Origin of the sequence: Faecalibacillus intestinalis (genome assembly GCF_015097455.1) — a bacterium.
GTDB lineage: Bacteria > Bacillota_I > Bacilli_A > Erysipelotrichales > Coprobacillaceae > Faecalibacillus > Faecalibacillus intestinalis.
In genome coordinates this window covers 1729472-1750064 of record NZ_AP024085.1, presented here as the reverse complement: position 1 = coordinate 1750064, position 20593 = coordinate 1729472, and the positions used below count along the sequence as shown (strand labels likewise).

The window sequence follows — 20593 nt, the reverse complement described above, 5'->3', positions numbered from 1 at the left end:
CTTTTTTCTTTGATTTTATATCTTTATTGACAGTTGTTTTTAAGTTTTTCCATCGATTTTATAAATGAAAATGTATTTATTTTTAATAAGAAAAAATCCGACAAACTTTATAATATCTCCTTTTTATTATTTAAACAAAGAAGGAGGAAGATTATGAAAAAATTAATACAAATAAGTATTTGTTTGATGATTTTAATTTTAAATATGCATACAGTTAAAGCTATGAATTATCAAGCACAAATACAAGATCATTATTATGAATCATTTCAAGAAGCTATCAAGGATATTTTAGATGAAAAACAAAAAGGACCGATTTATTTATTAGATGATGTTATTTTAGATATAGGAACTATTAATAAAGATATTGAAATTATAGGAAATCATCATCAAATATCAGTTCCCTGTCAAAGTCAAACAAATGATAGTGAAAGTCAAGGACGTTTAAATATACAGGCACATTTAACATTTAATCAATGTGATGTACAATTTAATAATATGTATTCATCTGGAAATAATACATGGTCGGTTGTTATGTCTTCAACTGGTGTTTTAGATTTAATCAATCAATCGCATGTTTCTTTTGTAAATTATGGTATCTATGCGAGTAATGGTGCGATTATTAATGTAGATCATTCAGTAGTTTCATTAAAACAAATGAAGTATACTTCAATGATGGGTGAATCATATGGTATTTTAAATCTTAATAATAATGCTAAGTATAACATAGAGGATGCGATTGAACCAAATGGAATAACAGGTTTTCATATAAATGTAGATCATTCTAGTCTTGTTATTCAAAATTGTACAAATCAAGCTATTGTTAAAGGAAATTTAAATATTACAAATCAAGGAAGTGTATCACTTTTAAATAATGAAGTTGGTTATAATATGTATAGTGGTAATCAACTTTATGTAGATGAAACATCTTCATTAAAAATGAATGAAAATAAAAATTGTGCCCTTTTAAGTCAAGGTAAACAAAAACGTACAATGATTGTTAAAAAAGGAGGAAAGCTAGAAGCTCAATATAATGGAAGTCAGTATCAAGCAAGTGATGATGAATCTAAATATTATGCTCAAACATCTGCTTTAAATTTTGGAGTTTATGGATGGTATGAAAGAGCACAAAAAATATATTTTTATCCTAATTCAGATGATGTTATTTTTGAAGATGGTGCCAAAGTAAATATTTCTCATAATTATGTAAGAGGTATTTCTAATTATGGAAATCTTTATCTTGGTAATCAAACTATTATTACTTCAAATGGAGGTTATCAAAAAGGTAATCCACTTGATACATGTCGTGTAGGTAAAGGTGGAGGAATTTATAATGCTGGAAAGTTAACATTATCTAGTACAGTTTTATATAACAATCATGCACGTTTAGCTGGTGATGATCTTTATGGAGAAGAAACAGGCTCAGTTTATTTGAGTACGGTAGGTAATAATTGGATTTTAGATGATTGTAATCATAAAATAGATGGTTGGTATCAAGATACGTTACAACACAGATGGGATGGAGAACATTTAGATCGATTATATCTTGTAAATATAGAAAAGAATCAAACATATCATGCCTTAGAAGCTAAAGCCGCACATGGAATCATTAAAGAAGACATTAAAACAGAAATAACACCTACAGAATCTGTCAAGGTACAAGCTGTTAAAACAGGAGATACAACACCAATGGATTATTGGTATACACTTATAGGTCTTTCATTAACTGTTATGCTTTTATTCTTTATTAAATATGTGATGAAAAAACGCGATTAGTCGCGTTTTGTTTTTGTTTGTGGTATGATAGCGTGGGTGATGAAAATGTTAGTGTCGATGACAGACATAACAAAGTATAATGGAGAAAGATGTATTTTAGATCAAATAGAATTACATATTGAAGATAAAGATAAAATAGGAATCTTAGGAGTTAATGGGACTGGCAAATCAACGCTTTTGAAGATTATTTCAGGTATTGAAGATTATCAAGGGAAAATGACTTATCAAAAGGATTTACGTATTAATTATTTACCACAAACACCTTTGTATAATGAAATGGATACAATTATGGAAACAGTTTATAAACAAATTGATTCAAAAGATATTCATGATTTTGAAATAAAGGCTCAATTAGGTAAGTTTGGAATTTATGATGAAAATCAAAAAATCAAAGAACTTTCAGGAGGACAACTTAAAAGAGTAGCTTTAGCGATTGCTTTAATGAAGCCTTGTGATTTATTAATTTTAGATGAACCAACCAATCATTTAGATAATAGTATGATTGAATATTTAGAAAAGTTTTTAATAAAATGGTCAAAAGGATTATTAATGGTAACTCATGATCGTTATTTTTTAGAAAGAGTAGTAAATCGTATTGTTGAAATAGATCATGGACAAGTTTATAACTATGAAGCCAATTATTCAAAATATTTAGAACTGAAACAATTAAGATTAGAAACACAACTTTCTAGTCAAAGAAAAAGAAAACTCTTTTTAAAGAAAGAACTTGAATGGGTACGTGCTGGCGTACAAGCACGTACAACTAAAAGTAAAGATCGTCTGCAAAGATTTGAAGAATTATCAAAAGTAAAAGATATAGAAGTGAATGGGAAAATTGAAATGATTCATACTTTTTCTCGTTTAGGAAAGAAAACAATTGAACTGAATCAGATTTCTAAAAGTTTTGGTCAAAGAAAACTATTTGATGAATTTTCTTATATGTTTAAACAACATGACCGTATTGGAATATTAGGAGATAATGGAACAGGTAAATCAACATTATTAAATATTCTTACAGGAAGTTTAAAAAGTGATACAGGGTATGTTGAAATTGGAGAAACTGTACGTTTTGGTTATTTTAAACAAGGATATGATGATTTACCAATGAATAAAAAAGTCATTGATTATATTCAAGAAATTTCTAATGATTTTAAGGTGGATGGACAAGGATTATCAGCTAAAGATATGTTAGAAAGATTTTTGTTTGACGCTAGATTACAACATACACCAATTTCTCGTTTATCTGGTGGAGAAAGAAGAAGACTTTATTTATTACGTGTATTAATGATGATGCCAAATGTTCTTGTTTTAGATGAACCAACGAATGATTTGGATATTGATACACTTAATATATTAGAAGATTATTTAGATCATTTTGAAGGAATTATTATTACAGTTAGTCATGATCGTTACTTCTTAGATCGTATTTGTGATGGTTTATTTATTTTACAAAATCAACATATTCGTTATGTTAATGGAGGTTATAGTCAAAATCTAGATACTTCTACTAAAGAAGAAAAAGAAAAAGGACAAGGGGCTTTGGCTTATAAACAAAGTAAGCAAAATAAAATCAAAATGACATATATGGAAAAGAAAGAATTTGAAGGAATTGAAGATGTCATTATGGATTTAGAAACAAAATTAAATGAAGTTGAAGAAAAGATGAATGGTGTTACTGATTTTAAAGAAATTGATGAGCTTTCTAAACAAAGAGATGAAATTCAAAATCAAATTGATGAAAAGAATGAACGTTATCTTTATTTGTTAGAATTACAAGAACAAATTGAAAATCAATAATTGACCTTTGTATATACATGTAGGATAATAGAGATATGAAAAGGAAGGTTTGAGGAATGAAAAGATTATTAAGTTGTACAAGTAGTGAAATGTTGAAAATGGATGGTCAAGAATTAAAACAAGCAATTCTTGCTAGTGAAGGAAGAACTGTGATGACAGAAACAGTTGTTGCGATTGAACCTTTATTAGGAGATCTTACAAATGCTGAACTTGCAGTTTCATTTGGAAGTGATATGGTTTTATTAAACTGTTTTGATTGTAATCATCCAGAAATTAAAGGATTACCAGCATGTGATAATCCAGTAGATAAATTAAAAGAAATTGTTGGTAGACCAATTGGATGTAACTTGGAACCTGTGGATTTAGATGCTGATTTAATGGAAGAAAGACGTGTTATTTCTACAGGAAGACAAGCTACAAAAGAAACATATATTAAAGCTCAAGAATTAGGATTTAATTTTATTTGTTTAACAGGAAATCCAGGAGTTGGTGTTTCAAATCATTCAATTTGTGAAGCAATTAAAGAAGCTAAAAAATATTTTAAAGGATTAATTATTGCTGGAAAAATGCATGCTGCAGGAATTGATGAACCAATCGTTGATATGGAAAGTATTAAAGAATTTATTGAAGCGGGTGCAGATGTTATTTTAATGCCTGCTGTTAATACTGTTCCTGGTTTATCTGAACAAGAAGTAACAGAAGCTTGTCGTTATATTAAGGCACATGGTGCTTTATCTTTAAGTGCTATTGGAACAAGTCAAGAAGGGGCAGATGAAGGTACTATTCGTGAAATTGCTTTATTAAATAAACGTTGTGGTATTGATATTCAACATATCGGAGATGCGGGATTCTGTGGTATTGCTTTACCTGAAAATATTATGGCTTTATCAATTGCTATTCGTGGTAAAAGACATACATATCATAAGATTGCTTCATCAATTAATAGATAGAATGTCATTTATATAAAAGTGATAGGAGTGTTATATAAAAATGACTGCAACAAATAATTCTAATTATTTGTTGCAGTTTTTTCTTTTTTTAATGTATTATTATTTATAAGTTTAGTATTTGTATTTTATAAAACAAATTAAAGTTCACTTTTTTGTTTTATATAACACTTATTTTGAAATATGAACAACGAGACACGAGGTCTAAGTATATAATATACACTGTATTATCAAATAAGTACTTTTACTAAAGAATTTTTTAATAAAATTATAAAGGAGGAAATGGTTATGAGATGTCCTGCATTTGAGAGTTTAATTAAAGATATGAAAAAAAATGAGATTGATAAAGAACATTATTCCTTTGTGTATAATGGTTTTCAATTTGATACTATTTTATCTATTGTTACAGGCGGTTATGAAATCCTTGTCGCAATTCATACACATAATTGGGGATGTGTTTTAAAAATGGATGATGATTTTATTGTTGATATGCCAGATAATAAATATTTTGAACTTTGTAGAATACTGAAATTAAACTATGCTGAAGATGGTTTTAATTCTTCAAAGTTTCTTAAAATGCTCTCTGAAAAAGCACCTAAACATTCTAATAGACAAGGCGTTGAATATACTGATTTACGTGCATATCTTCCATATCGCAATGTAGATGAAGCGGAGAGAATATATTTCTGTGGTTGGAATGATCATACAAGAGATCATCGAAGAGCACGTAATTTTGACAAAACGGAATTTTATTTTGGTAAAAAGGTGGCAGACTATTGTCGTGAGCATAATATTAGTTCATTGTGGACTGATAATCCTCGTAATGAAATAAATCCAAATAATCCTGAAGAATAGTTTTATTAAGATACTTCATATTTTTGTTGAATTTTCTATAGAAGAAAATGATGAAAAGAAATGGTACAGGGCGCATGCTAGTTCTTTATGGCAAGAAGGTCAATATGTTGGAGCGATTGGACAAATAGAAAAGGCAAGTCGTATTCCTAAATTTACTCAAAAAAATACCCTGCTTCAATATGATGATCAACAAATCGATGATGCCATTAAATACCTCAGTGAGATCTTTGACAGTGCACGATTGACCGATGTAAGAAATTATTCAGTTATTTATGCTACAAAACATGGATTAGAAAAGACCACAGAAAAATGTTTCAGGTTTTGGGAAAGAAGAGAATCATGTATAAACTGTATTGCGCGAAAAGCTTACGAGAAAAAAGGACAAGTTGTTAAATTAAAATTTGTAGATCGTAATGTTTATGGAATCATTGCAGAATACATCGAGATCAACCGTCAACCTTATGTTTTAGAAATCGTTTGTCATACAGAAGAAAATATTCTTCTATCATCTTATGGAAAATCACAGTTCATAGATAAAATAAGCAATTACAACAAACAATATTATCAAGATGTTTTGACTAAAACCTATGATCGAAGATATTACGAAGAATACGTTAGAAATATGAATAACATTATCACTTTAGCGATAATCGATGCCAATGGCTTTAAAGAAATCAATGATCATTTTGGACATGCAGCAGGTGATGAGGCTTTAAAAAAACTTTCTAAGGCCATTAAAGATTGCATTAGAAAAGATGATTATCTTATCCGTTATGGTGGAGACGAATTTATACTTGTTTTCCAAGATATCGAATATGGTGATTTTAAAATGTTACTTAATAGAATTTCTGATCATGTACAAAACATCTTTGTTGATGATGATGTTCAGCTCTCTGTTTCTATTGGTGGTATGTATAACATAAACAACATCGATGAAGCTCTCGCGTATGCAGACAAGCTTATGTATCAAGGAAAGAAAAAGCATAAAAAGTTGTTATAGAAAAGAAATAACAGTTTTTAAATAGATAAAGCGGAGGATACTTTTATGGATAAAGTGATTAGATCATTCATTGTTTTATTTGTGCTGCTTATAGCAATAACAGGCTATCATAAATCATATGACCAATCATATAATGCATCAACTATTAACAATTTAAAAGAAAATATCTTTTTTGCAGTTAGAATATGATGATGGACAAGTAGTTTATGAAGAAATAGCCATTTATGATAACATTGAATATGAATTTATAATCAATACTGTGCTAGAAATATATTAGAATGGGTCATTAATAAATAAAACAGTAATATCTAAAAAGGTATTTTTTGAAAGAAGTACATTTATGCATGTTTTTTAAAAAATTACACGGAGGAAAGAATGTTATAACAAAAAATAATGTTTTAATAGTCTACATGGCGGAATCAGAATTTAATCTATTAGATAGAAAAGCAAAACAATTAAAAACGACTAAAAGTGAAGTTGCAAGAACGGCTACTCAAAACTATATTCATAATGTAAATTTGTCTAATGAGAAGTTATTACAAATACTTAAGGAACTTCGTAATTTAGCATATGAAGTAGAAGGCGATTTAAGAGATCCACTTATTTATAAATTGATAGAAGTAGATTTACATTTATATTAAAAAAACTTATGCCCATAAAATGGGGATATATCAGTAGTATGAAGGTACTATTGGAAATCTCCATTTTGTATATCATCTTAAAATATATGTAGGATTAACCAAGTATGATTGATTTTTTAAAAAAACACATATCAAAAGAAAATGAAGAACAACAAACAACTAAAAAAGAAGATAAATATATACTCTTACAAGATTTTGATTTATTAAATGCATTGTTGGAACAAGAATATAGATGTGTACAAATGATTATTACAAATTATGACACTAAGAAATATCAATATGAAATCATTGATTATAAATTAGATTATAGAAACAAGACGCTGTGTTTGAATCTAAAACTAGATGAAAATTATCAGTTTGAATATATTATAGAAGCTATTGATGATATTCAAACTGTAGTTTCCAAAGATGGAATACATGTACTTATAAGTTATCACCATGTTTATCTCTTTGAAGATGAAAAGAAAATGATTCAAAAAACTATTCCTATCATATTTATAGATGCTGAAATACCACCAATTACTACAAGATGTAATACAAGGTGTTATGAAAGAAAAGAAAAAGAATATGAACAGTATAAATTTACGGATCGCTTGAAATATTATGTTGGAGAAGCGATTTATGATTGTACTGTACGACAAGGAATAAAGGTCTTAGATGAAAAGTATTATCGATTAAAACATAAAGAAGATAAGTACTGTTTACTTTTATTAGAAAGAGATTCTAATTATGATGTATTATATGTAGATGATAATGGTTGGAAATCAGTAGTATATTTTGAATTAGTTGAAGATGATAAGTTATATATTGTTGATGTTGCACCTCTTTATATTAATGAAGGTATAGGTAAAAATGCTTTTAATCTTCTTTTCAATTATATAAGACAAACAAATTTAATTAAGAAAATCTATGGAAGAACCTCTCCTATAGATGATCAACATGCTGATCGTAAAGAACATTTTTTCAATAAATTAGGGTTTACTATTGATGGAAGAAGAATTTCTCGAGTGTTTAAGTAATTATGGATAATATAAATTAAATACTATGATAAAAGCTAAAATATGATAAAATAGTAAGAAATGAAAGCTCAATAGGATTAGAAGCTATATTTAAATAATAAATATCAGCAAATAATTCTAAAAAGATAATATAGAAAGGGATTAAAATGAGAGAAGAAGTATTTAAGATACATAAATATCCGTTAGGACATAAAGTAGATAAGCAATTATTGGTCAGTATAAAAGATATATTTTTACAATATGATGAGCATATGTTTTTTGAAATTAAAACAGAATGTACTAATGATACGGCATGTTTTTTTGAGGATATTGATGAATGTTTTGAATATTTTGAAAAAAAGACTTATCGAATTGTAAAAATGTCAATAACTGGTAAATTTAAAGATAATCAAGTAACATTGATTTTTGACAATGGAACACATCCAAATACTGAAATTAAATTTCAATTTGATAATGGGGATGATTATTTATTATTAAAAAATAAAATAGAATTATGCTTAAGCAATTTTAAATTAAATTATCGGATATTATCTCGTTTGCCAATTATGACTTTTCTATTAGGTTTTGGCATGTTATTTATTGTTGTATATACTAATGTAAAAAATATTATATTTCCTGAGTTAGTACAAATTTCAATAATGAGTATATGGACTTGTGGAATATGGATTACTATATCATTATCAAGTATTAGAAATATTAAAAGAAATTTATTTCCATGCACAGAGTTTCGCATAGGACAAAATATACGTATTGAAGAAAAAAATGAAAAAATAAGAAACTTTATATTTGTTACAATTATTTTAACTATAATTTTAGGTATTATAGTAAATTTAATAAGTGGTTTTCTTTTTTAATTCATATAAGTAAAAATTGATGATCATATATGGTTATTTAAATAAAATAAGAGAATAAGGATAGAAGGATATATTATGAAGGGATATAAGGCACTTCAATATGAAAATGGTATTTTACGCTCTAAAATTCTTTTAAAAAATGGAAGGGATATTTTTGAAGTTGGTATTCCTAAACAATAAGTAGAGACCAAAGAAGACATTGCTTTTAGTGAAAATGGGTATAGTTTTTGTGGCACGATAGAAGAAGTTGCTGATTGTATGAATATTCTTGCTCCCCTAAAGGGAAGAAGTCCTGTGGGAGTTGATGAAAGATTATTCTTAATCGATACACTTGATAGTTGTGTGATTGGAAGTTCAAAACATTTTAAAGCAGAACAAATAGTTATAGAAAAAGAAATCACACAAGATGAAATTATTCAATATTATTTGGATCATCCTGAATTAAAACCTAATATTAGGGAAGATTTATGGAATGAATTTTGTAATGATAAGATACAGCCATATGTATACGTAAAAGAAGAAAAAGAAATTGAAGATTTAATAATAAAAAATTGTTTGCGATATGGTCAAGATGATTTATGTGCTCAAATATCAAATGATTCATATATGGAAATATGTGAAAAATGTATAGGTTGGCAATGGCGAGGTGACACGCGAAGCAATATGAAAGACTATCTATATTTGATCATTAGAAGTAAACTTTACAACGGTATTGAACTTAATTGTATTGAAGAATACCATAAGTTAGAAGGTTATGAAAATGAACGAAAAAGCTTGCGTTTAATCAGTGAGTACTTAAAAAAACAAGCAATAAAGCTATATGATTTTTAATGAAAGAACGATTGAATTATGATAAAATAATCATAGGTCAATCGTTTTTTATGGAGGTCATTATGAAAAAAGGAATTATTATCGCTATTATCTTATGTTTACTAGGAATGATTTTTTTATCAGGAAGTGTTGGTGTTTTTTATAAACCAGTAGAAGTATCTAATAAAGTTGTTATTTTGGCTATTTTAATTATTGTTTTTATTATTTGTTATTTTTATAGAAAGAATAAGAAAAGAAGATAGTTGGGAGAGTGTCAAAGACATTCTCTTTTATGTTATAATGAATAAGGTGATAAACATGAAACATATCTTTATATTAAAACCAGATACTTCTAAAAGTTTGATTAATTGTATAGTAACAATGATGCAAGGAAAACGTTATGAATTACGCTATACCAAAGATTTAGATGATGCAAGAAAGATAGCCTTGTCTTATCAAGATGAAAAGGAAGTTTGTCGTTTATATGCGATAGGTGGAGATGGCTTTGTTCATAAGGTGGTCAATGGCATGGTAGGGTCTTTTCATGAACTTGTTGTCATTCCGCAAGGAACAGGTAATGATTTTGCTAGAAGCATCTACAAAAATTTAGATGCGATAAAGATTTTTAAAGAGTCATTAAATAAGCAAGCCAAAGCAATTGATGTGATTCAATGCAAAGAAGATTTATATTGTATCAATGTCTTTTGTTGTGGTTTAGATGCTGATGTTGGAAATCTAGTGAATACAAATCGTAAGACAACCTTATTTCCAAGAATTATGCAATATAGTTTAACGATTTTAAATAAGATCTTTCATTTAAAATTTTATCCAACCGATATTTATACATATAATAAAGATATTTATCAAGGTAATGTTTTGATTTGTACCTTTTGTAATGGTCATTATTTTGGTGGAGGCTATCAGGCAGGGTATTATTCATCTTTAGATGATGGGATGATTGATATGTCTGTAGTGGGTGAGATTTCTAAAAAAGAATTACCGTATTATTTAAAAGGACTCATTACCAATAAGTTACATAAAACAAAAAAATTTCAACATTTTAAAGAAGATGATGTTTGGGTCAAAACCAATCAATATGTTAATATTGATGGTGAAAAATATGAACCAGGAACATATCACTTAAAATGTTTACATAAAAAAATTCAATTAGTTTATTAAGGAGATTACTATGGAAATAGATTTAAAAACAGATTCACGTAAAGTAAAACCAGGAGATACTTTTATTGCGATTAGAAATGTTAATCGCGATGGACATGATTATATTCCTCAAGCTATTAAAAATGGGGCAACAAAAGTAATTGTTGAAGAAGGAAATTATGATGTTGAAACTGTTGTTGTTGAAGATACAAGAGCATATTTAAAAGATTATTTGTATGAACATTATTATCCTTATTTCAAAGATATGAAATTAATAGGGGTTACAGGTACAAATGGGAAAACAACAATTGGTTATATGATGTATCAAATGATGACGATGCTTGATATTCCTTGTGCTTATATGGGAACAATTGGTTTTTATTATTGTGGGAACTTTATTAAAATGGTTAATACCACACCTGATGTAGATGTACTTTATGATTATTTTATTAAAGCAAAAGATGCGGGGTGTAAAGTACTTGTGATGGAGGTTTCTTCACATGCGCTTGCGAAAGATCGTATTCATGGCTTAGAATTTGATGAAGTGGCTTTTACAAACTTAACACAAGACCATTTAGATTTTCATAAAACATTAGAAAACTATGCGAATGCTAAACAACTCTTATTTAAAAAGACAAGAGGAAAGAAAATTGCTGTCATAAATGGTGATGATCCACATGCTTCACATTTTGAATTAGAAGGTAATCATAATCTTTTGATTTCTGATCAAAAAGGTGATATTCTCATTCAAAATATTGAATTTTCTCACTTAGGGACAACCTTTACCTTTAAATATCAAGAAAAAGAATATCAAACACATATTCAAATGGTAGGAAGATACAATGTTTATAACTATCTTACAGCGATGCTTTTAATTCATGAATTAGGATATGAAATTGATGCTATTTTAGCCTTAAATACAAAACTTAAAGCACCTAAAGGAAGAATGGAGTTAATCGTTTATGATACAAATGGTATCTTTGTAGATTATGCCCATACCCCTGATGCCACTTTGAATGTTTTAGAAAGTGCTCAAGAATTTAAAAAAGGAAAAATTATTACGATTATTGGTTGTGGGGGAGATCGTGATACGACCAAACGACCAATCATGGGGGAAATTGCCTGCAAACATAGCGATCATGTCATTATTACGGATGATAATCCACGAACAGAAGATCCTCAAAAAATCATTAATGATATTTTAAAAGGGGTTAGTGGTGATTATGAAGTCATCAATGATCGTCATCTCGCCATTGCTAAAGGAATGAGTTTATTAAAAGAAAATGATATCTTAATGATTTTAGGAAAAGGTCATGAAGATTATCAAATTATTGGAACAGAAAAGATTCATTTTTCTGATCAAGAAGAAGTAGAAAAATATATAAGGGAGCATATACATGACTAAAATTGCATTTTTTGATGTGGATGGAACCATGATTAATGTACCTCATCAATTATTAAAACCGACAGATAAGACGATACGTGCTTTAAAAGAATTTCAAAAACAAGGAAATTATATTGTTGTAGCAAGTGCTCGTGGCGTTAAACCAGAATGTTTAGACGAAATTCCTTTTGATGGCTTTATTGGTTGTGATGGAGGCTATATTGAATTCCATCAAGAAGTTTTATTAAATAATGTTTTTAGTGTGAAAGATTTAAACTTACAAAATAGTATTTATGAAGCAACAAATGGACAATATATAATCAGTGAAAGGAATCAAAGTTATTTCAGTGACATGAATGGGGAACTTATCAAAAAACATTTAAGACTTTATACAGGAACAGATAAGCTTCCTGATGATTATGATGATAACTGGCGCTTTCAAAATGTTAAAGCTAATACAGTAACCGCTCTTTTCTATAATGCAAAAGACTTACATGAAGCCTTAGATATGTTACCAAAAGAATGGTCTATCAATGCTTATGATACAGGACATATTCGTATGGATGTCCATCCTCAAGGTTACACAAAAGGAATAGCGTGTGAATATTTATATCAAAAATTAAATATTCCTAAAGAAAATACGTATGCTTTTGGTGATGGAGAAAATGATATTGAAATGTTGCATCTTGTAGGAACTTCTATTGCGATGGGTAATGCGGATGTTGAAGTTAAAAAACATGCATCTACTGTGACTTTAACAGTAGATGAAGATGGTATTGCTGATTTTTTTGAAAAGGAATTTAAAATCAAATGAGAATTAGAAAAATAAATTTTCAAGAAATAAATTTTGAGTATTGTCCTTATCCTCAATCAATGTATGATTCCATAAAAAGAATAGGACTTTCTTTTCCTATTAAAGTGAATATTATTAATGGTAAATATTATTGTAAAGATGGACATAAACGTCTTTCTATTATTCAAGATTTATTAAAAAATGAAGAAGGTTATGAAAAAAGAAGGGATGTTCCCTATATTATTTATAATGATGGGAGTTCTAGATCTAATGATTGTTGGCGTGATCGCAACATGCATTAGATCTTTTTCATTTTTTGAAAGCATAAAACGAGAATAAATAAGAGGTATATAATAGATGCGAGGAAGTGATTATTTTGTTATTTAGTAATAGAGATTTAAAAAAATTGATAATACCTTTAATTATTGAACAGGTATTAGCATTGACAATTGGGATTTTTGATACGATGATGGTTTCCCAATGCGGGCAAAGTGCGGTTTCAGGAGTGAGTATTGTCGATGGGTTAAATGTGTTGATTATCAATATCTTTTCGGCACTAGCTACAGGAGGAGCTGTTGTTTGTTCGCAATATATTGGTAAAAAAGATGAAGAGATGGCTTGCCATAGTGCTAAACAGCTCTTATTTACCATCTTAGGTTTATCACTTGTTATTATGGTTTTATGTATGATTTTCAATGGGAATTTATTGAATTTGATTTTTGGACATATTGAAAGTGATGTGATGGCTTATGCAAGAACTTATTTTTTCTTTTCAGCCTTATCTTATCCTTTTATTGGTTTATTTAACGGTGGGGCTGCTTTATTTAGATCAATGGGAAATAGTAAAGTGGCTATGACAAATTCATTTTATATGAATATTGGAAATATCGTTTTGAACTACCTCTTTATTTTTATTTTAAATATGTCAGTCAAAGGAGCAGCAATTGCTACTTTACTTTCAAGAATGTTCTGTTCTTTTATTATTTTATATATGTTATTAAATAAAGAACATATTGTACATATAGATACGTATTTAAAATATAAGTTTGATTTTTCAACTGTCAAAAGAATCTTAAAAATTGGTATTCCAAATGGTTTAGAAAATGGAATGTTTCAAATGGGGAAAATCCTTGTGCAAAGACTTGTTTCAACTTTTGGAACAGCTGCCATTGCAGCCCATGCTGTTGCCTTTAGTTTAACATCCATTGCCGTTGTTCCAGGAATGGCTTTAGGACTTGCTATTTTAACAGTTGTAGGCCAATGTATTGGAGCTAATGATTATCAGCAAGCTAAATATTATACAAAGAAACTGATGATTATTGCTTATTTATCAACAATTGTAGCAGCTGGTATTTTACTTGTTGGGGTTAGATATATTTTAAGATTTTATGCTTTACCACAAGATACTGCTAATTTGGCGGTTTCAATGGTTTCACTTCATTGTGTTTTTGATTTCTTTGTTTGGCCAATGGCATTTTCTTTTCCAAATGCCTTACGTGCAGCCAATGATGCAACTTTTACAATGATCGTTTCTACATTTTCAATGTGGACTTTCCGTTTTGCTTTAAGCTATGTTTTTGCTTTGTATTTACGCATGGGTGTCATTGGTGTTTGGTGGGCTATGATTGTTGACTGGATTTTTAGGTCAATTTGTTTTATGATTAGATATAAATCCAATAAATGGATGAATAGAACGTTAGTATAGGAGAATTATATGGAAAAAGTAGAATATTATTTTAGAGAAATTTCAAAGATTCCAAGAGGATCTTACAATGAAAAAGCAATTTGTGATTATGTGGAAAACTTTGCTAAAGAAAGAAATATAAAATATGTAAGAGATAAAATGCATAATATCATGCTTTTTAAAGAAGCAACAAAAGGCTATGAAGATCATGAAACAGTCATGTTAGAAGGACATATGGATATGGTCTGCGAAAAAAATAATGATAGTGATCATGATTTTTCAAAAGATCCTATTGAACTTATTGAAGAAGATGGTTTTTTACATGCCAATAAAACAACATTAGGAGCGGATGATGGTGTTGGTGTTTGTTATATGCTTGCTTTATTAGATGATGAAAGCTTAAAACATCCAGCTTTAGAATGTGTTTTTACTGTTCAAGAAGAAGTAGGACTTAATGGAGCAATGGGTCTTGATAAAAGTATTTTAAAAGCGAAAAAGATGATTGGACTTGATAGAGGGAAAGAAAAAATTATTACTGTAAGCTGTTCTGGAGGAAGAAGAGCTGTTGTTGAAAAAGAACTTTCTTATCTAAAAAATGAATCACCTTGTTATCAACTTTATGTGGGTGGCTTACAAGGTGGACATTCAGGAGGCGTTATTCATTTAGAAAGAGGAAACGCTAATGTGATTATGACACGTGTCTATTATCATCTTTCTTTAAATAACATTGAATTTTTATTAGGAAGTTTTAAAGGTGGTTTAAAAGATAATGCGATTCCTAGAGAATGTGTCAGTGTCTTTGCTTCAAATGATGATTTTAAAAAAATCAAAGAAGTTGTTTTAAAAGTAGAAAATGATTTAAAAGAAGAATTAAAAGAAAGTGATGAACATGTATTTGTTCGTTTAGAAAAAGTAGATTCTTTAAATGAAGTGATTTCAGTTAAAGAAAGCCAAGATATTATTTCAATGATGTATTTAATGCCTAATGGCTTTATGCATAAATCTTTAAAAATGGATCTTACCAATATTTCTTTAAATATGGGTGTAGTGGAAATGAATGAAAAATTCAATATTTATTTTTCAATTCGTTCTCCAATGGAATCGGCTAAAGATGAATTATCAAACAAATTGAGTTTAATTGCATCAATGTTTAAGGCAAAATATGTTTTAGATAATAACTATCCAGGATGGAATTACGATGAAGGTTCAAAACTTAGAAAACAATATGTTGATTTTGTAAAAGAAACAGAAGGAATCACTTTAAAAGAAGAAGGGACACATAGTGGTCTTGAAACAGGTATTTTCAAAGGGGCACTTCAAGATTTAGATATTATTACTTTAGGGCCAGATATGTTTGATATTCATACTCCTGATGAAAGATTAAATATGAATTCATTTTATAAATGTTATCAAAGATTAATTCATTTTTTAGAGAGATTATAAGATGTTAGAACTTATTAAAGTAAAATATGATCAAGACATCAAAAATCAATTAGAAAAAAGATTTATTGCTTTTGACGTAGAAACAACAGGTTTGAATCCAAAAGAGGAAAGAATTATTGAATTAGGAGCTGTTCTTTTTGAAAATGGACAAGCTGTTCAAAAATTTAATACACTTGTCAATGCTGAAGTAGAAGTCTCTGAGTTTATTTCTAATTTGACACATATTACCAATGAGATGTTAGAAAATCAACCACGAGAAGAAAAAGCATACGAGATGTTCCAAGAGTTTATGAAAGTGGCTCTTGAAGGCAAAGTGATTGTTTGTGCGCATAATGCGAAATTTGATATGTCGTTTTTAAAGGAAACATTTGATCGACTTCAATTAACAGGAAAAATCTGTTACGTAGATACCTTACAATTGTCAAGAAAGTATATTCATGGACCTTATAATTATAAACAAGGAACGATTGCTCATTATTTACATATCAAAAATGAAAATGCGCATCGTGCTTATGATGATGCTTATGTTTGTGGACAAATATTAAGTCATATAGTAAAAGGAAGTTTTTAATAAACTTCCTTTTAATGTACAATTTCATTGAGTAAATTGACGGCAGCCATGGCATCTTTTGTATAGTAATCTGCTTGGATATCTTGAGCGATATCTTCTGTTAATACAGCACCGCCGACAAAAATTGGACACATATTTTCTTCTTGTTTTAATAAAGCAATTGTTTCTTCCATTGAAACAACCGTTGTTGTCATTAAGGCTGAAAGACCAATAGCTTTAGGATGATGCTTACGATAGGATTCTAAAATGACTTCTGCAGGCACATCTTTTCCTAAATCAATAACTTGATAGCCATAACTTTCTAAAACAACTTTTACAATATTTTTTCCAATATCATGAATATCTCCATGGACAGTTGCAATTAAAACAGGGCCTTTAGAAGATTTCGTTGTTTTAAATGTTTGTTTGATAACATCAAAAGCAATTTTACTAGCTTCTGCTGATTGGATCAATTGAGGTAAAAAGATTTTACCAGTTTCATAATCCTTCCCAATTTGGTCAAGAGCAGGAATTAAAATGTCATTGACGATTGTTAGTCCATCTTGACTTTCTAAGGCTGTTTCTGTTGCTTTTTTGACTTCATCTTTTAAACCGTGTAAGACAACATCATTTAAAGAAAAGGATGTTGTTTGTTTTGGTAAAACGACTTGGCTTTGTGCTTGTTTTTGAATGTAATTTGTAGCATCTTGGTCATAATTATAAAGTACATTGAAGGCATCGATTGTATTCATCAGTTCTTGATCTAATGGGTTGATAATTGGTAAATCAAGTCCTGCCGACATTGCCATTGCTAAGAATGTTTTATTAAGTAAAGGACGATTTGGTAACCCAAAAGAAACGTTACTTACTCCTAAAACAGTATGGACACCCAATGTTTTAACCATAGAAACAGCTTTGATTGTTTCCATGACTTCTTTTTGTTGAGCAGAAGCGGTTAAAACAAGACAGTCAATAATGATATCTTTTTTGTCAATGCCATATTCTTTTGCTTTGTTAATGATCTTTTTAGCGATTTCAAATCTTTGCTTAGCCTTTGGAGGAATGCCATTTTCATCTAAGGCTAAGCCAATGACAACACCACCATATTTTTTTACAACAGGGAAGACGGCTTCCATGGTTTCATCTTTCCCGTTGACAGAGTTAATAAGTGGTTTTCCATTATAATAACGACATGCTTCTTCAATTGCTTGGAAATTAGAACTATCAATTTGTAAAGGAAGTTGAATAACTTCTTGTAATAATTTAATAACATGCTTCATCACTTTTGGTTCATCAATACCAGGTAAACCGACATTGACATCTAAAACATGAGCTCCTGCTTGTTCTTGTTTGATGGCTTCTACAACAAGTTCATCGTAACGTTCTTCTTTTAAAGCAGCTTTTAATTTTTTCTTTCCTGTTGGGTTTAATCTTTCTCCACAAACAACAACATGTTTTCCAAATTCAACAGTTGTTGTTCCTGAAGAGACACGTGTCAACGAAGAAACTTCTCTTGGAGTCACTGTTGTTGGGCAGTTTTCTTTTAATTTTTGAATAAATTCAGGGGTTGTTCCACAACATCCACCAACGATAGCGATTCCTTTTTTGACAAGAGGAACGATTGCCTCAATAAATTCATCTACTTTCATTGGATAAACGGTTTGTCCGTCTTCTAAAAGAGGGAGACCCGCATTTGGTTGAATCATCACAGGGAAAGAGGTACTTTCTAAAATATTTTCAATAATAGGAGCCATTTCATTTGGTCCTAAAGAACAGTTAATTCCTAAAGCGTCCACTTTTAATCCTTCTAAGACATTGACCATTGTAAGAGGATCACAGCCTGATAAACTACGACCATTTGTTTCAAAGGTCATTGTTGCAAAAACAGGAAGATCACTACACTCTTTGACAGCTAAAATACTCGCTTTTAATTCATAAATATCTGTCATTGTTTCAAATAAAACAACATCAATATCCTCTTTTACAAGTTCTACCATTTGCTTAACGCTTTGATAAACTTCGTCAAAAGTTAAAGTTCCCATCGGTTCCATAAGTTTACCAATAGGTCCAATATCTAAAGCAATATAAGCATCAGGTTTGATTTTTTTAGCTTCTTTTGCATTTTGGATAGCTGCTAAAATCACTTCTTGATAGCTATATTTATGTTGTTCTAATTTAAGAGGATTTGCGCCAAATGTATTGGTTGTAATAAAATCAGCTCCTGCTTTTAAATAACGATGATGGATATCAATAATTATTTTAGGATGTTCAATATTATAATATTCTGGAATTTCTCCAGCCTTCATTCCTAGTTCTTGAAGTTGAGAACCAAAACCACCATCAAAAATAAGAAGATCTTTATTTAATCTTTCGCGTAACATGTTTGACCTCTCTTTCTAAAATTACAATCTTTTATATGTAAACAATTCTGACATGTTTTTTCTTTTCTGTTATCACCTAAACCAATCAAACCAATCATTGATTTTTGTGGTAATAAAATATTACTTTCTTGAACAGTCAAACCAATTTTTTTAGAACTTTCGATAATGAAAGCAAGCTCTTTATTGAGTTCAATAGGGACATGACCATAACCAGGACAAAAACGAAACGTTCTTTTACCAATCAGTTGTTCATTTTCATATTCATCACATTTCACTTCTAAAAAACTACTTGCGACAGCATCAAAAATCGTCGCTTTGGTCATGTCAATATGACTGTAATAATGAGATCTTTTTTCTACCTGTAATCCTAAAGTACAGCCAATAATAACAACATCATGACAATTTTGAAATAAATCATTCAAGTCTGGATAATCGAGATTTAAAGAAATTTCATCAATTCTTAAAGGATGAAAAGAAAGAGGAAATTTACGATAAGTTACTCTAAAAGAACTCATTTTTTCAATTTCCTCTATGCATTCATCAATCAAAACATTCATTTTTTCATCAAGTATTTGATGATGATATCCTAAATACTTTAAAGCGTTTTCTTTAATCTTTGAAAAATTCATCACGAATATATTCTGTTCTTTTTAAAATTTCTTTTGCAATCTCTGGTTTATTCATTGTATAAATATGTATTCCATCTACACCATGAGTCATTAAATCGATGATTTGATAAGTTGCATAGTGTAAACCAACTTCCCTTCCTGCTTTAGGATTTCCAGCAAAACGATCAATCATCGCTGCTAAATCAAACGGAACAGAACAATTTGACATTTTTGCGATATTTTTTAACTGTTTTGGATTATGAGCAGGCATAATTCCTGCAAGAATAGGGACATGAATTCCAATTTTTCTTGCTTCTCTGACTAGACGATAATAATATTGATTGTCATAAAAAATTTGAGTAACAAGATATTTAGCTCCAGCATCGACTTTTTTCTTTAGGTTTAAAAGATCTTCTTCAAAGTTTTTAGCTTCATAATGTGTTTCTGGATAACATCCACCAGATAAACAAAAATCATTAGGAAAGTTTTCTTCAATGAATTCATTTAATTCACTAGCATATTTAAAATCACCATGATTAATACCATCACTATCTTTAGGATAGTCGCCACGTAAAGAAAGGACATTTTCGATACCATTTTTTTTAAGTTCTTCTAGAATTTCTTTGATTTCATCTTTTGTATTATTCATACACGTTAAATGAGCTACAGATTCAATACCATATTTATTTTTAATGGTTGAGGCAATCTTACATGTATTTTTAGATGTAGAACCATTAGCTCCATAAGTGACAGAAATGAAATCAGGATTCATTTTTGCTAGTTCATCAATGGTTGCATAAATAGATGTGATATCATTTTCATTATTTTTTGGTGGAAAAATCTCAAAAGATAATGTTGGTCTTTTCTTTAATAATTCGTTAATTTTCATATATTTC

At 29.2% G+C, this 20593-nt stretch carries 20 protein-coding genes; 17 read left to right on the top strand and 3 right to left on the bottom strand.

What is annotated here, in order from left to right; all coding sequences use genetic code 11:
• The first annotated feature begins 153 nt into the window (after nucleotides 1-153).
• The 17 genes from Fi14EGH31_RS09485 (at nucleotide 154) to Fi14EGH31_RS09405 (ending at nucleotide 16729) form a co-directional block, all read left to right on the top strand.
• Complete coding sequence (locus tag Fi14EGH31_RS09485; RefSeq protein ID WP_117813126.1) at nucleotides 154-1773, top strand: hypothetical protein; 1620 nt, start codon at nucleotides 154-156, stop codon at nucleotides 1771-1773.
• A gap of 45 nt (nucleotides 1774-1818) precedes the next feature.
• On the top strand, nucleotides 1819-3570 hold the full coding sequence (locus Fi14EGH31_RS09480) for an ABC-F family ATP-binding cassette domain-containing protein (protein WP_117787291.1): 1752 nt from the start codon (nucleotides 1819-1821) through the stop codon (nucleotides 3568-3570).
• A 56-nt stretch (nucleotides 3571-3626) separates the two neighbouring features.
• Nucleotides 3627-4520 carry a DUF7916 family protein gene (locus Fi14EGH31_RS09475; RefSeq protein WP_022002775.1) on the top strand — a complete coding sequence of 298 codons (894 nt, stop codon included), beginning with the start codon at nucleotides 3627-3629 and terminating at the stop codon, nucleotides 4518-4520.
• Nucleotides 4521-4805: 285 nt separating this feature from the next.
• A complete protein-coding gene (locus tag Fi14EGH31_RS09470) occupies nucleotides 4806-5372 on the top strand; it encodes a DUF6037 family protein (protein WP_022002774.1) in 567 nt (188 codons plus the stop codon).
• A 241-nt stretch (nucleotides 5373-5613) separates the two neighbouring features.
• The gene (locus tag Fi14EGH31_RS09465; protein ID WP_158562020.1) at nucleotides 5614-6372 is read left to right on the top strand and encodes a GGDEF domain-containing protein; all 759 of its coding nucleotides are present in this window, start codon (nucleotides 5614-5616) and stop codon (nucleotides 6370-6372) included.
• A 323-nt stretch (nucleotides 6373-6695) separates the two neighbouring features.
• Complete coding sequence (locus Fi14EGH31_RS09460) at nucleotides 6696-7013, top strand: hypothetical protein (protein WP_200764734.1); 318 nt, start codon at nucleotides 6696-6698, stop codon at nucleotides 7011-7013.
• A 104-nt stretch (nucleotides 7014-7117) separates the two neighbouring features.
• Nucleotides 7118-8032 carry an N-acetyltransferase gene (locus Fi14EGH31_RS09455; RefSeq protein WP_022002770.1) on the top strand — a complete coding sequence of 305 codons (915 nt, stop codon included), beginning with the start codon at nucleotides 7118-7120 and terminating at the stop codon, nucleotides 8030-8032.
• A gap of 146 nt (nucleotides 8033-8178) precedes the next feature.
• Nucleotides 8179-8886 carry a hypothetical protein gene (locus tag Fi14EGH31_RS09450; protein ID WP_117787297.1) on the top strand — a complete coding sequence of 236 codons (708 nt, stop codon included), beginning with the start codon at nucleotides 8179-8181 and terminating at the stop codon, nucleotides 8884-8886.
• A gap of 294 nt (nucleotides 8887-9180) precedes the next feature.
• The gene (locus tag Fi14EGH31_RS09445) at nucleotides 9181-9717 is read left to right on the top strand and encodes a hypothetical protein (protein WP_117825051.1); all 537 of its coding nucleotides are present in this window, start codon (nucleotides 9181-9183) and stop codon (nucleotides 9715-9717) included.
• A gap of 62 nt (nucleotides 9718-9779) precedes the next feature.
• Nucleotides 9780-9959: a hypothetical protein gene (locus Fi14EGH31_RS09440; protein WP_117787299.1), complete on the top strand. Its 180-nt coding sequence runs from the start codon at nucleotides 9780-9782 to the stop codon at nucleotides 9957-9959.
• 55 nt (nucleotides 9960-10014) lie between these two features.
• Nucleotides 10015-10875 (top strand): diacylglycerol/lipid kinase family protein, encoded by an 861-nt coding sequence (locus Fi14EGH31_RS09435; protein WP_022002765.1) that lies wholly within the window; start codon nucleotides 10015-10017, stop codon nucleotides 10873-10875.
• Nucleotides 10876-10885: 10 nt separating this feature from the next.
• Nucleotides 10886-12259 carry a UDP-N-acetylmuramoyl-L-alanyl-D-glutamate--2,6-diaminopimelate ligase gene (locus tag Fi14EGH31_RS09430; RefSeq protein WP_200764733.1) on the top strand — a complete coding sequence of 458 codons (1374 nt, stop codon included), beginning with the start codon at nucleotides 10886-10888 and terminating at the stop codon, nucleotides 12257-12259.
• Nucleotides 12252-13052, top strand: a complete 801-nt coding sequence (locus Fi14EGH31_RS09425) for a Cof-type HAD-IIB family hydrolase (RefSeq protein WP_117346739.1) — start codon at nucleotides 12252-12254, stop codon at nucleotides 13050-13052. Before Fi14EGH31_RS09430 ends, Fi14EGH31_RS09425 begins: the two co-directional genes overlap by 8 nt.
• Nucleotides 13049-13333, top strand: a complete 285-nt coding sequence (locus Fi14EGH31_RS09420; RefSeq protein WP_117346740.1) for a ParB N-terminal domain-containing protein — start codon at nucleotides 13049-13051, stop codon at nucleotides 13331-13333. Before Fi14EGH31_RS09425 ends, Fi14EGH31_RS09420 begins: the two co-directional genes overlap by 4 nt.
• A gap of 74 nt (nucleotides 13334-13407) precedes the next feature.
• Nucleotides 13408-14736: an MATE family efflux transporter gene (locus Fi14EGH31_RS09415; RefSeq protein WP_117346741.1), complete on the top strand. Its 1329-nt coding sequence runs from the start codon at nucleotides 13408-13410 to the stop codon at nucleotides 14734-14736.
• A gap of 9 nt (nucleotides 14737-14745) precedes the next feature.
• Entirely contained in the window at nucleotides 14746-16158 is a 1413-nt protein-coding gene (pepD, locus tag Fi14EGH31_RS09410; RefSeq protein ID WP_117346742.1) for a beta-Ala-His dipeptidase, read from the top strand.
• 1 nt (nucleotide 16159) lies between these two features.
• Nucleotides 16160-16729: a 3'-5' exonuclease gene (locus Fi14EGH31_RS09405; protein WP_200764732.1), complete on the top strand. Its 570-nt coding sequence runs from the start codon at nucleotides 16160-16162 to the stop codon at nucleotides 16727-16729.
• 11 nt (nucleotides 16730-16740) lie between these two features.
• Here Fi14EGH31_RS09405 and Fi14EGH31_RS09400 read toward each other — a convergent pair whose 3' ends face one another.
• From Fi14EGH31_RS09400 to metF, 3 genes are read right to left on the bottom strand one after another with little or no spacing between them, the layout of a single operon-like run.
• Nucleotides 16741-19089: a homocysteine S-methyltransferase family protein gene (locus tag Fi14EGH31_RS09400; protein WP_200764731.1), complete on the bottom strand. Its 2349-nt coding sequence runs from the start codon at nucleotides 19087-19089 to the stop codon at nucleotides 16741-16743.
• Nucleotides 19071-19718: a vitamin B12 dependent methionine synthase gene (locus Fi14EGH31_RS09395; RefSeq protein ID WP_117787308.1), complete on the bottom strand. Its 648-nt coding sequence runs from the start codon at nucleotides 19716-19718 to the stop codon at nucleotides 19071-19073. The genes Fi14EGH31_RS09400 and Fi14EGH31_RS09395 overlap by 19 nt, the downstream gene beginning before the upstream one ends.
• Complete coding sequence (gene metF, locus Fi14EGH31_RS09390) at nucleotides 19699-20586, bottom strand: methylenetetrahydrofolate reductase [NAD(P)H] (RefSeq protein WP_200764730.1); 888 nt, start codon at nucleotides 20584-20586, stop codon at nucleotides 19699-19701. The genes Fi14EGH31_RS09395 and metF overlap by 20 nt, the downstream gene beginning before the upstream one ends.
• Nucleotides 20587-20593 lie beyond the last annotated feature (7 nt).